At 67.1% G+C, this 12,025-nt stretch carries 11 protein-coding genes; 6 read left to right on the top strand and 5 right to left on the bottom strand.

Going from position 1 to position 12,025, the window contains the following annotated elements; genetic code table 11:
• Positions 1–41: 41 nt before the first annotated feature.
• Positions 42–650, bottom strand: coding sequence for an undecaprenyl diphosphate synthase family protein (locus RJT37_RS04100; protein WP_311170449.1), 609 nt, complete (start codon positions 648–650; stop codon positions 42–44).
• A 255-nt stretch (positions 651–905) separates the two neighbouring features.
• On the opposite strand from RJT37_RS04100, the gene RJT37_RS04095 reads away from it, so the two are divergent.
• Entirely contained in the window at positions 906–2,216 is a 1,311-nt protein-coding gene (locus RJT37_RS04095; RefSeq protein WP_313688031.1) for a DUF92 domain-containing protein, read from the top strand.
• A complete protein-coding gene (locus RJT37_RS04090; protein WP_313688029.1) occupies positions 2,213–2,671 on the top strand; it encodes a GNAT family N-acetyltransferase in 459 nt (152 codons plus the stop codon). The genes RJT37_RS04095 and RJT37_RS04090 overlap by 4 nt, the downstream gene beginning before the upstream one ends.
• 40 nt (positions 2,672–2,711) lie before the next feature.
• On the opposite strand, the gene dnaG is transcribed toward RJT37_RS04090, so the two are convergent.
• Positions 2,712–4,451, bottom strand: a complete 1,740-nt coding sequence (gene dnaG, locus RJT37_RS04085) for a DNA primase DnaG (protein WP_313688028.1) — start codon at positions 4,449–4,451, stop codon at positions 2,712–2,714.
• Between the two features lie 278 nt (positions 4,452–4,729).
• On the opposite strand from dnaG, the gene RJT37_RS04080 reads away from it, so the two are divergent.
• From RJT37_RS04080 to RJT37_RS04070, 3 genes are all read left to right on the top strand, one after another.
• Positions 4,730–4,963, top strand: a complete 234-nt coding sequence (locus RJT37_RS04080) for a DUF3311 domain-containing protein (protein ID WP_313688026.1) — start codon at positions 4,730–4,732, stop codon at positions 4,961–4,963.
• Complete coding sequence (locus RJT37_RS04075; protein WP_313688024.1) at positions 4,956–6,458, top strand: sodium:solute symporter family protein; 1,503 nt, start codon at positions 4,956–4,958, stop codon at positions 6,456–6,458. The genes RJT37_RS04080 and RJT37_RS04075 overlap by 8 nt, the downstream gene beginning before the upstream one ends.
• Before the next feature lie 106 nt (positions 6,459–6,564).
• The gene (locus tag RJT37_RS04070; protein WP_313688022.1) at positions 6,565–7,494 is read left to right on the top strand and encodes an HFX_2341 family transcriptional regulator; all 930 of its coding nucleotides are present in this window, start codon (positions 6,565–6,567) and stop codon (positions 7,492–7,494) included.
• A 39-nt stretch (positions 7,495–7,533) separates the two neighbouring features.
• On the opposite strand, the gene lrp is transcribed toward RJT37_RS04070, so the two are convergent.
• Positions 7,534–7,995, bottom strand: coding sequence for an HTH-type transcriptional regulator Lrp (gene lrp / locus RJT37_RS04065; RefSeq protein ID WP_313688020.1), 462 nt, complete (start codon positions 7,993–7,995; stop codon positions 7,534–7,536).
• A 125-nt stretch (positions 7,996–8,120) separates the two neighbouring features.
• On the opposite strand from lrp, the gene glnA reads away from it, so the two are divergent.
• Entirely contained in the window at positions 8,121–9,488 is a 1,368-nt protein-coding gene (glnA, locus tag RJT37_RS04060; RefSeq protein WP_313688018.1) for a type I glutamate--ammonia ligase, read from the top strand.
• 127 nt (positions 9,489–9,615) lie between these two features.
• On the opposite strand, the gene RJT37_RS04055 is transcribed toward glnA, so the two are convergent.
• Positions 9,616–10,518 carry a phosphatase PAP2 family protein gene (locus RJT37_RS04055; RefSeq protein ID WP_313688017.1) on the bottom strand — a complete coding sequence of 301 codons (903 nt, stop codon included), beginning with the start codon at positions 10,516–10,518 and terminating at the stop codon, positions 9,616–9,618.
• Between the two features lie 81 nt (positions 10,519–10,599).
• Complete coding sequence (locus tag RJT37_RS04050; protein WP_313688015.1) at positions 10,600–12,000, bottom strand: YihY/virulence factor BrkB family protein; 1,401 nt, start codon at positions 11,998–12,000, stop codon at positions 10,600–10,602.
• Between the last annotated feature and the right edge of the window lie 25 nt (positions 12,001–12,025).

The following is a 12,025-nucleotide window of genomic DNA, read 5'->3' as shown; positions in this document are numbered from 1 at the left end:
TGGCAGGGCGGGGTCCGCCGCCGCAGTCGGGCGCCGTCAGGTCACCGACCGAACCGCCGCTGTCGGTTCTGATAGTCGAGCACGGCCCGGAGGTAGTCCCGCCGCCGGAAGTCCCGCCAGTTCACGTCAGTAAAGTACAGTTCCGAGTACACCGACTGCCAGATGAGAAAGTCCGACAGCCGCTCGGCACCGGTCTTGATGAGCAGATCCGGTTCGTCGTCGAACACCAGCCGTTCCTCGATCCGGTCGGCGTCGACCTCCTCGGGGGCGAGGTCGCCCGCGTCGACGGCCTCGGCGATCTGTCTGACCGCGGCCGCGAACTCCCGCTTGCCGCCGAGGCCGATGTTGATGCGCACCGGTGCATCGGCCCGTTCGGTGTCTCCCGGCTCGCGAACCGCGACGCGTCGGGGAGCGTCCAGGTCCTGCAGTTCCCGCGATAGTGTCGGCACCACGGCCTCGTCGAGCACGCTGACCGAGACGGTGACCCGCTCGGCGCCGTACTCGAAGGCCCACCCGAGGAACGCCGAGAGAGTACCGTAGGCTCCCTGTTCGAGCAGATCCCGCTCGGTGATTACGAGTGCGACGTGCTCGGGGGGATCGGCGTCGTGGAGGCGGTGGCGGAGGGCGAGATAGCGGTCGTACAGTCCCACGGGGGACAGTCCACCCCGCGGCGACAAATGTCTCCGGGTTCGGGACGGATCGATTCTCCCCGGGATCGGGACGAATCGATTCTGCCGGAGTCGGAACAGATTGATTCCGGCGAGATCGGAACAGATTGATGCCGTCGGGGGCGGGACGAACGGAGACGGAGATCGAACGACGCCTCGACTATCGCCGAGGGATCGGGAGACGGGCCCACACCCGATGTCGGGAGGGTTAAGTACGCCTCCGGGTTATCCGGGGGTGTGCAACCGACGCTCCGGCGGGCGAGCGGGTTCGCCCTGGTGGGGACGCTGTCGGTGGCCGCGCCGGTCCTCGGTCGGGCGGCGTTCGTTCCCTTCGCCGCCGTGGCGGTCCTTGCGGCCTTTGCGATCACCGACGGTCCGCTGTTCGAGCTATTTGCTCGCCCCGCAGACAGGCGGGAGGGACGGCTCAACGGGCTCACCGGGTTCGCGCTGGCGGCCGCCGGGCTGGCGATCCTCGCGACCGAAATCGGGCTGCCGACGGACCTCTTCGTCGCCGCCGTGCTCGTCCTCGCGTACGGGAACCTCGGCAAGCGGCTCGTCGCCGAGACGACCGACAACCCGTTTCTCGGGACGGCGGGCTTCGCGGTCGCCGGGAGCGTCGCCGGCGTCGCTGGACAGGTGGCAATCGCGTCGCTGACCTCGTTGCCGGTTCTCGCGCCGCGGTTTACCTTCCTCGCTGTCGCCGGAACGCTCGTGGCGGCGCTCTTCCGGGAGATGCTCTTCGAGCGCGACGATCCGCTGGTGATGCTGTCGACCGGGATGCTGTTGTGGCTGTTCGACGCGCTCGCCAACGGCGTCGGAACGGTCGACGTCGTCGCGGCGCTGGCGGTGACGGTCGCGCTCGGGTACGCGTCCTACGCGCTGGGGGCGGCGTCCGTCGCCGGGATGCTCTCGGGCGTCCTTTTGGGGCTGCTCGTGATTGTCTTCGGCGGCATCGGCTGGTTCGCCGTGCTCATCACCTTTTTCGGCGTCGGGTCGCTGTCGACGAAGTTCAAATACGAAGAGAAGAAGCGCCGCGGCATCGCCGAGGAGAACGAGGGCGCCCGCGGCACCGGCAACGTCCTCGGCAACGCCGCCGTTGCGCTCCTCTGTGTGATCCTCTTTGCCGGCAGTGGCTCGCTTCCGCTCGACGGCGGCCTGTTTCAGTACGCGTTCGCCGGATCGATGGCCGCCGCGCTGAGCGACACGCTCTCCTCTGAGCTCGGCGGCCTCTACGACAACCCCCGGCTGGTCACGACACTGGAGCCCGTTCCACCGGGGACCGACGGCGGCGTGACCTGGCAGGGCGAAGTGTTCGGCCTGCTCGGTGCCGGGCTGGTCGGTGGTGTCGCGTTCGTCCTGCTGGCGGGCGTCTCGCCGCTCGGCGCCGTCGTCGTTACCCTCGGCGGCTTCGCGGGAATGACCGCCGACAGCGTCCTGGGTGCGACCGTCGAGGGCCCACGGTTCGGGAACGAGGCGGTCAACTTCGCGGCGACGTTCGTGGGCGCGGTCGTCAGCGCACTCGCCGCCTTCGCACTCGTCCTCTCGTGATCCGACCTGTCCGACGCGACGACCTGCCGACGCTCGCGACGCTCCAGTCGCACCTGGCGTCGCCCTCCCCGGACCTGCTCGATGCGGCCCCCGCTGTCGGCACCTGTCTCGTCGCTGTCGACGACCGGGAGGCGGAGCAGCCGATCGGATACCTCCTCGCCGTCGAGGGCGAGAACACCCACCTCGCGGAACTAGTCGTCCACCCGGAACGCCGCCGGGAGGGTCGCGGGCGGGCACTCCTGTCGGCCTTCCTCGCCGAGCAGGATCCGGGGACGCGAGTGACGCTCGCGGTCGCCGTCGGCAACGATCCCGCCCGCTCTCTGTACGAGTCGGTGGGCTTCGAGCCGGTCGGCTACAACGAGGGCTTCTACGAAACTGATGGCGAAGGTGGCGGAGACGGGACTGCGGACAGCTCCCGGAGTTCGGACGCGGTCATCTACGCGTACGAAGTTTGAGACGCCAAAAAAACGCAACGCGACAGTACCAGAGCGGCGCTCAGCTCGCGACCGAGTTCGCCAACTGATCCGCAGTCAGCAGCCGTACGCCCGCCGGTTTCTTGACGAACTCGCCGGTCTCGGCGGCGACAGCGTGGTCGACCCCGCGCTGGGCTGCGATGTCGAGCAGCCGCTGGGTGAACTCGCCGTCGACCACGGCGGCGAACGGGACCGGGTCGGCCTCGGCGAGGGCATCGAAGGCTTCGGCAGCCGGTCGTTCCCCGATCGTCACCAGGTCGTCGTCGAGGAGCCGAATCCGGCCGCTCCCGTCGTCGATGACCTCGCGAACGTGCTCACGGAGCGAGCGGGGACGATCGGTAGTGGTGTCGTCCTCCGTCGCGGACGCGACAGCGTCTTCGTCGGCCGTATCGGCGCTACCGGTCGTCGCCGTCTCCGAATCGGACGCCGTCCGGGGACTCTCCGCTCCGGTCGTCACGTCGGTGTCGGAGTCGTCGCCGCCGGGCGAGTCGGGAGAGCTGTCAGCCGATTCCGGGGACCCGTCAGTCGGACTCGGAGAGTCGCTGCCGGATGGCTGGACGGCATCGGCAGGCGTCGCCTCGGCGTCGACTGCCTCCGCTGCCTCGGTGGCTGTGGTGTCGTCCTCGGCGTCGCCTGCCGTGTCCGAATCAGCGCGTTCTGCCGCCGCCGACTCGTCGTCCGCTGGTGTATCCTGATCTGCGTCACCTACCGCCTCCGCACTGCCGTCGGTTCCGGCGGCGTCTTCGGCCGTGTCCGCCACGTCGTCCGGCGTCACTGCACTGGGACGGCCGTTCTCGGCCGAGGTGGCCGACGGATCTGTACCCGGATCGCTGCGTGCCGCGTCAGTTCGACACTCGCCCGTGGGGGTGTGCGCCGCCGACTCAGTCGTCGGCGACTCCCTGCGAGGGTCCGGTCGCTCATCCCCGTTGTCGGCGCTTGGGACTTCGAGCGATCCGTCCTCCAAGAGCGATTCGACCGGCGTCTTATCGCGGAGAGCCGCGAACACTTCGTGCCGCTTGAGATCCTCGACTGACTGCCCCTCGGGCGCGAACGCGACGTAATCGACGTCGCCGACCTGCGTGAGTTCACGCAGGAGTAGCTCCCCGCCGCGGTCGCCGTCGAAGAAGGCCGTCGTCGTCCGTGCCTGTGTCAGGTCCGCGACGGCGTCGGGGACGTTGGTGCCCTCGACGGCGATAGCGTTCTTGATCCCGTATCGGAGGAGTGTCAGCACGTCTGCACGGCCCTCGACGACGATGACGGCGTCGGAGTCGGCGACGCGCGGGCCCGCCGGCAGCCCCTCGTACTCGCTTATGTCCTCGATCCGGACGCTCTCTTTGACCTCGTCTAAGATCTCCGTCGAGGACATCACGCTCTCGTCGAACGACTGCGAGAGCAGTTCCTTCGCCCGCTCGACGACTTCGCGGCGTTTTGCCTCCCGGACGTCCTCGATGTCGGTCACCTCGACGGTGGCCCGGCAGGGACCGACCCGCGTGATCGTCTCGAGGGAGGCGGCGAGGATCGCGGTCTTGACCCGATCCAGGCTGCTTGCGATGGTAACGGTCCCGAAGGACTGGCCGTTCTGGGAGTCGATTTCGACGTCGATGCGTCCGACTTTCGACGACTGCTGGAGGTCGCGGAGGTCCAGATCGTCGCCGAGGAGCCCTTCGGTCTGGCCGAAGATGGCCCCGACGACGTCGGACCGCTCCACGATCCCGTCGGCAGTGATCGCTGCGTGAATGAGGTATTTTTCCGTGTCTTCCATTGGTGAATCCCCCCGAAGGGGTGTGATTGTGATATGAGCGTCATGGGAAACCCGATGACGTCTTTATATATGGGCGTCTCGCGGCAAATATCTATCGTACCGGGGAGTTCGGCGGCCGAACGCGACTTGAACCCCCGTCTTCGACTCCTTCGACCCTGAAAACGGGTATTAAACCGATGTTAACCTGTACTCAGTATTGAAGAGAATACTTCTTCGATACTTGCTATCGAACTTTGAAAGAAGAACGTTTACGTATATCGGGTGATGAGATAAGTTCGATGACGCGACGGAAGAGCGATTATCTATGGATCGGCGTCTTCGCAGTACTCGTCACGTTCGCCATTCCCTGGTTCCTGTGGGGGAACTCGACGACGTGGGTCGGTCTGCCGCTGTGGCTCTGGTGGCACGTCGGATGGATGGCGCTCGCGTCGGTCGCGTTCGCCCTGTTCGCCCGCGGCGCGTGGGACCGCGGAATGGACGTCGATCCCGAGGAGGTGGGGTTCGATGGTTGACGCGACGCTTCTGGTCCAACTGGGCGTCATCAGCGCGTACCTGCTCGTGGCGCTCGGCGTCGGCGTCGTCGCCTACCGGCTGACCGGCCGCGACGCCGAGGACTACTACCTGGCGAGTCGGTCGCTCGGGACCGTCGTCCTGCTCTTCACGACGTTCGCAACGCTGCTTTCGGCGTTCACCTTCTTCGGGGGACCGAACCTCGCGTACAGCGCCGGTCCGGAGTGGATCCTCGTGATGGGGCTGATGGACGGCATCCTGTTTGCCATCCTCTGGTACGCGATCGGCTACCGGCAGTGGCTGATCGGGAAGGTCGAGGGGTACGTCACGCTGGGTGAGATGCTCGGCGACCGGTTCGGCTCGAAGCGCCTGCGCGCGCTCGTCGCGGGCATCTCGCTGTTCTGGCTGTTCCCGTACGTGATGCTCCAGCAGATGGGTGCCGGCGAGGCGATCGTCGGCCTCACGAACGGGACGGTTCCCTACTGGGTCGGCGCGGCGTTCATCACGCTGTTTATGATCGTCTACGTCGTGCTCGCGGGGCTCCGCGGCGTCGCGTGGACCGACACCATCCAGGGCGTGTTTATGCTGGGGATCGTCTGGGTCGCCGTCGGCTGGGTGCTGTCGAGCGCGGGCGGCTTCGAGGCGGTGTCGGCGTCAATGGCCGAGTCGAACCCCGAGTTCCTCTCGCTGGGCGGCGGCGTCTACTCGCCGCAGTGGATGATCGCCCAGGCCGTGACCATCGCGTTCGGCGTCACGATGTTCCCGCAGATCAACCAGCGCTTCTTCGTCGCGAAGGACGCCCGCGTCCTGAAGCGCTCCTTCGCGCTGTGGCCGGTGCTCGTCCTCCTGCTTTTCGTCCCTGCGTTCCTGCTTGGGTCGTGGGCGGCCGGACTCGGCGTCTCGGTGCCGGAGGGCGCAAACGTCATCCCCGTGGTGTTGAACGCGTACACGCCGGCGTGGTTCGCGGCGCTGGTCGTCGCTGGCGCGATGGCGGCGATGATGTCCTCCTCGGACTCGATGCTGCTTTCGGGGTCGTCGTATCTGACCCGGGATCTCTACCGACCGTTCGTGAACCCCGCGGCCACCGACGAGCGGGAGGCGTGGATCGCCCGATTCGGCGTCGCGGCCTTCGCGGTCGGGACGTTCGTCGCAAGCCTGTTCCGGCCCGGAACGCTCATCACCGTCGGGAGCACCGCCTTCGGCGGCTACGCGCAGCTCGCGCTGCCGGTGATGGTGGCGCTCTACTGGCCGAAGACGACGCGACAGGGGATGCTCGCCGGGGTCGGTGGGGCCCAGTTGTTCTACCTCGCGCACGTGTTCCTGCCGGCGGTCACCGTCGGCGGCGTCACTATCCTCGGTTCGACATATCTCACCTGGGACTTCGCGCTCTACGGGATGGCCCTCTCGCTCGTGCTCACGGTCGGCGGATCCCTCATCACCTCCGCCGACGCCGACGAGCGGGACGAGGCGTTCACCGTCGGCACGCGCGCGGATTGATCGATCACCGCGCTACGCGGGCTTCCGCCGCGGTGACGGCTCGCGGCCGTCGTCCACCCACGACGCATCAGGGCGGTTTAACATCTGGACCTCCCTACGAGAGCGTATGCAGACCCACATCGTCCCGGTCGGGTTCGACTACGACCGGCTCATCGCGCCGCTCATCCGGGACCAGCGGGATGTCGACCGGGTGATCCTGCTGGAGGGCGCCGTCGGCAGCGAGTCGAACGTCGAGTACTCCCGGAACCTCTCGGGGAAACTGGAGAAGGACTTCCAGAACCTGCTCGGCGCCGAGACCGAACGCGTCGTCGTCGCCGACGTCTACGACTACGACGCCGCCTTCGAGCAGGCCTACGACCTCATCAACGCCGAACTCGACGCCGCGGAGGACGCCGAGGTGTGGGTGAACGTCTCGGCGATGCCCCGCCCGGTCTCCTTCGCGTTCGCCACCGCCGCCCACTCGATCATGGTCGAACGGCAGGAGGACCGCGAGCGGATCCACACCTACTACACCGCCCCCGAGAAGTACCTCGAAACCGAACTCGCCGAGGAGGTCCGCGCGGCGAAGGACCTGCTCGGTGAACTTCTGGCCGGCGCGGACGTCGACGACGAGCGGATCCGCGAGCGCTACGAGTCCGCGGCCGACATCGTCGAGGAGTTCGACGAGCGCGGGACGACTATCGGCGCCAAACGGATCGGCGACAGCCACATCGTCGAACTCCCGATCGCCTCCTTCCGGAACGTCAAACCCTTCGAGGAGGTCATCCTCTTCGAGCTCGGCGAGTACGGTGAGTTCGAGTCCGTCTCCGAACTCGCGGAGACGCTCGCGCGGGACATGAACGAGGAATACACCGACTCCTTCCGCTCGAAGGTCATCTACAACGTCGACCGGCTCGGTCCGGGCGGGAAAGGCTACATCGAACAGGAAGACCACGGGAAATCCTACCGGACCCGCCTCTCGCGGATCGGGCAGCTCTGGGTCCGCGCACACGCCGAGGACGACGTGAGGGACGGCGAGCAGCTCCCCGGGGAGTGAGAGTCCGGATGACGCAACCCGGCGTCGGTGCGGGCGACGCTACTCCTCGTCGACCTCGAGGTCGAACTGTTCGTTTTCGACGACGGCGTTGAGGACGACGCTGGTGTTCGACTCGCGGATGTCGGCGTCGGTGAGTAGCTCCTTGATCTGGTCGTTCATCCCGTCTGTGTCCTCGAACTTCCCGACGGCGATGACGTCGTAGTCGCCAGTGACCTCGTAGACGGTCGTCATCTGTTTGTGGCCCCTGAGGCGGTCGGTGATCTCCGGCAGCGCGCTCCCCTCGACCTTCAGCTGGATGATCGCCGTGACGTCGTAGCCGAGCGCGTCGTAGTTCACGCGGGGGGTGTATCCCTCGATGACACCCTGGTCTTCGAGATCCCGGAGGTGATTCGAGACTGTCGTGACCGAGACGTCCAGTTCTTCCGCGAGACTTCGGAGGCTCGCGCGACCGTCGCCGAGCAGTGCGTTGATCAGCTTGGCATCGAGGTTTTCGTACGTCATTACAGTCACAATGCCTTCGGGGGCATTAGAATTTTACGAATATCCAATTCCCCCGAACTGCGAGGGATTTGCACTAAGCGATAAGGTCTTTATACTGGGAGTGTTCGGTAGAACCGTCCAGAAATATGACGGACGACAACGAACACGCCGTCCCCGACGGCGGCCTTTCAGCGGAAGCACAGCGCGTCATCGACGAGATCGAGGAGAAAGAGGTCGAGTTCCTCCGCCTCCAGTTCACCGACATTCTCGGGACCGTAAAGAACGTCGCGGTTCCCGCCACGCAGGCAGAGAAAGCCTTCACCGACGGAATCTACTTCGACGGCTCCAGCATCGAGGGCTTCGTCCGGATTCAGGAGTCCGATATGCGGCTCAAGCCCGATCCCGAGACGTTCGCTATCCTTCCGTGGCGCGACGGCCGTTCGGCCCGCCTCATCTGCGACGTTATCAACACCTCGACGGGCGAGCCGTTCGAGGGCGATCCGCGGCGCGTCCTGAAGAACGTCCTCGACCGCGCCGAGGAGATGGGCTACGAGGTCAACGTCGCCCCCGAACCGGAGTTCTTCCTCTTCGAGGAAGACGAAGACGGTCGCGCGACCACGAAAACGAGCGACGCCGGCGGGTACTTCGACCTCGCGCCGAAGGACCTCGCCTCGGATGTGCGCCGCGACATCATCCACGGCCTCGAACAGATGGGCTTCGAGATCGAGGCCAGCCACCACGAGGTCGCCGAGGGCCAACACGAGATCAACTTCGAGTACGACGACGCGCTGTCGACGGCCGACAACGTCGCGACCTTCCGGACGGTCGTCCGCGCCATCGCGGCCCAGCACGACCTGCACGCGACGTTTATGCCCAAGCCGATCCCGAAGATCAACGGCTCGGGGATGCACACCCACATGTCGCTGTTCGAGGACGGCGAGAACGCCTTCCACGACGAGGACGACGAGTTCGACCTCAGCGAGACGGCACACTCGTTCCTCGCCGGTATCCTCGAACACGCGCCGGCGATCACGGCCGTCGCCGATCCGACGGTCAACAGCTACAAGCGCCTCGTCCCGGGCTACGAGGCGCCGGTCTACATCGCCTGGTCCGACCGCAACCGCTCTGCGCTGATCAGGAAGCCGGCGGCGCGCATCCCCGCAGCAAGCCGGATCGAGGCCCGCTTCCCCGACCCGTCGTGTAACCCGTACCTCGCCTTCGCGGCGCTGCTTGCGGCCGGACTCGAGGGCATCGAGAACGACCTCGACTGTCCGGATCCGGTCCGGGAGAACATCTACGAGTTCGACGAGCAGAAGCGTCAGGAGTACGGCATCGAGACGCTGCCGGCGAACCTCGGCGAGGCAGTCGCGGCCCTCGAGGAGGACGAAGTCATCGAGGAGGCCCTCGGCGACCACGTCTACGAGAAGTTCATCGAGGCCAAAGGCCAGGAGTACGACGAGTTCCGCATCGACGTCTCCCAGTGGGAACTCGACCGGTACCTCGAAACGTACTGAGACTGAGTACTCTCACCGTTTACTGCCGAGCGCCACTCCGGTGACGGCGCTCGGCGGGAAGAGACGAGAGTACTCGGTGTGAACGCCGCCGTCAGTCACCGCTTCCGTCCCGTTTCTTTTTCGCGCGTTACCGCCCCGAGCCGCTACGCCCGCCGACGACGAGCGGCAGGCCGAGTAGGCAGATCGCGCCGATCGCGCCGGCAGCCAGGATCAGCAGCGCGCTGTCGGCCAGTTCCGCTGTTCCGCTCATCGCCCCCAGGAGGACGGCAAGCCCGCCCCCGCCGATTGCGAGCGTCCGCCCGGAGACGTCGACCGTCGCGGCCGCGGCCGCGCGACCGAACCGCTGCCACGCGAGCAACCCACCTGCCGACGTACCGATGCCGAGCAGCAGTTCGCTCTCCCCCGGCGCGACCAGGAGGCCGGCGAGGCCGAACAGGAGCGCGACGCCGAAGAGCGCGGTGACGTGCCGGTGGGTCGGTTCCGAGAGCGGCCCTGTCTGACCCGTCGGCGAGAACCCGGGACCGAGTCCGAACGCGGCCGCGAGGAAGGCGACGCCGACGGCGACGCCCGCCACGACGTCGACGAGGTAGTGGACGCCGATGACGACCCGCGAGAGCGCGACGATCGCGACCACGACGCCCGCGACGCCGAGCCGCCACCGCCACCGTCCGCGGTGGGCGAGAACGGCGACGCCGCCCCAGAAGGTCGTCGATCCCAGCGCGTGGCCGCTCGGGAAGCCGAGTCCCTCGCGGTAGGAGATCGGCGGGCGCGGGAGCCCGAAGAACGCCTTCAGTCCGAGCGTGAGCCCGATCGCACCCAGACCGAGCGCGAGCGCGAACGCCGCGCCACGCCGCGAGATGCCGATGCGATCTCCGAACAGATACGCGACAGCGACACACGTGAGCAGCAGATAGGGGTTCCCGAGGTGGGTCAGGCCCCAGAAGATCGCTGTGACGGTTTCCGGGAGCGACTCGGCGAATCCGACCTCGCCGACCCCACGGGCGGAAAGCGGCACCAGAAGTGTCGTCATCGGTCCGGCATCACCGCCCGACGGACAAATAGCTGCGGGAACTGTGGCGCAGAATCGGGGTCGAAAACGCAATCGGCCGCCTCAGGACCGACGATCCCGCACCCAATCGAGGAGCCGGCCGGGAACGCCCAGTGCGTTCAGGCCGACGCCGAAAACCACGAAGAGGGCATAAAGCCCCAGCGTCGAGAGGTAGATCACGATCATCGCGACGACCGCGAGCAGGTCCGACTGCAGCAGGTAGAACGCGGCGATCGTCGCCACGGTGCCGTACAGCAGAACGAGATACGGGCCCCAGCCGCGGGCCTTGCTCCCCCGCATCCGCCCCCGGACGTAGCGGCGCATCTCGGCTTCGACGTCGGGGCGCTCGACCGTCCGGGCGTCGACGTCGTCCTCGAAGGCGTCGAGGTCGGCCCGCAGTTCCTCGATGCGTCGGTCGAGCTGTTCGATATCGGGCGCGCCGCGGGGATCGACGTCGGTGTCGGTCGGCGAGTCGTCGTCGGGTGGGGACCCGTCGCCAGCCGCCTCGCTCGCGGACCAGCCGCCAGTCGCGTCACCCGCGTTCCCGCCGCCAGGCGCGTCGTCGGTCGTCTCGTCGTCCGCGCTCATCGTCTGCTCGGCACGTCGGTCCGGCGGGTTTTCTACCTGCCGGTCTGGGGCGTCGACCCGGCCGAGCGATCGCCCCGTCGAGTCGGCGATGGGACCTTGCTCGTCGATCCGTCCCGCGAGGACGGCGTTGACGGCGGCGCCGGTCAAAACCAGGATCCCCGAGAAGTAAAACCAGGTCACGAGGAGCAACACCGCGCCGAGGGCCCCGGCGACGCCGCTGGAAAACTGGGTGTAGAGACCGAACCCCGCGCTCAATGCGGACCAGCCCACCGCGGCGAACGCCGCACCGGGGAGCGCCCGACGGACACCCACGTCGATGTCGGGGATGACCGCATACAGCGGCAGAAAGGCGACGATCAGAAAGCCCAGGAGGACGAGCGGACTCAATATCCCGACGAGCGGGACGTCGACGACGGTCATCACGGCTGTCGTGATCGCCACGCCGATCGCCGCCACGCCGAGCGTCGCGAGCGTGATCACTCCGTCCGAGAGCTGTGAGAGTATCGGGCTAGTTGGGTACCCGTAGATCCGCGCGAACGCGACGTCGACGCCGCGGAACAGCCGCAGCGCCCCCCAGACCGTGATCACCAGACTGAGAACCGAGAGCGTGCCCCGGCCCGTGGGGTCGGCCAACGCGCTCCCGACGACCTCGGAGCCGGTTGGAAGGAGATACTCGCCTGCGAGCGTCTGAACCTCGGCGGCGAGCTCAGCGCCACCGATGAACGTCGCCACGACCGCAACGAGCGTCAAAAGCGGGACGAGCGACACGAGGACGTAATACGAGATCCCCGCCGCGAGGAACGTCACCTCGCGGTCGCGGACCGTTTCGAAGATCGAGCGCGGAAGGGCGAGTCGACGCTGAGTCCGGATGCTCACGCCCCCAACTTCGGCGGATCGACAC

The organism is Halobellus marinus (assembly GCF_032113415.1).
Lineage (GTDB): Archaea > Halobacteriota > Halobacteria > Halobacteriales > Haloferacaceae > Haloquadratum > Haloquadratum marinus.
This window is presented reverse-complemented; position numbering and strand designations above follow the sequence as displayed.

Bases quoted from the DNA above. Each gene is read 5' to 3' on its own strand.
- glnA (WP_313688018.1), top strand. From the start codon at position 8,121: ATGACGGACGACAACGAACACGCCGTCCCCGACGGCGGCCTTTCAGCG.
- dnaG (WP_313688028.1), bottom strand. From the start codon at position 4,451: ATGGAAGACACGGAAAAATACCTCATTCACGCAGCGATCACTGCCGAC.
- RJT37_RS04075 (WP_313688024.1), top strand. From the start codon at position 4,956: ATGGTTGACGCGACGCTTCTGGTCCAACTGGGCGTCATCAGCGCGTAC.
- lrp (WP_313688020.1), bottom strand. From the start codon at position 7,995: ATGACGTACGAAAACCTCGATGCCAAGCTGATCAACGCACTGCTCGGC.
- RJT37_RS04080 (WP_313688026.1), top strand. From the start codon at position 4,730: ATGACGCGACGGAAGAGCGATTATCTATGGATCGGCGTCTTCGCAGTA.
- RJT37_RS04055 (WP_313688017.1), bottom strand. From the start codon at position 10,518: ATGACGACACTTCTGGTGCCGCTTTCCGCCCGTGGGGTCGGCGAGGTC.
- RJT37_RS04070 (WP_313688022.1), top strand. From the start codon at position 6,565: ATGCAGACCCACATCGTCCCGGTCGGGTTCGACTACGACCGGCTCATC.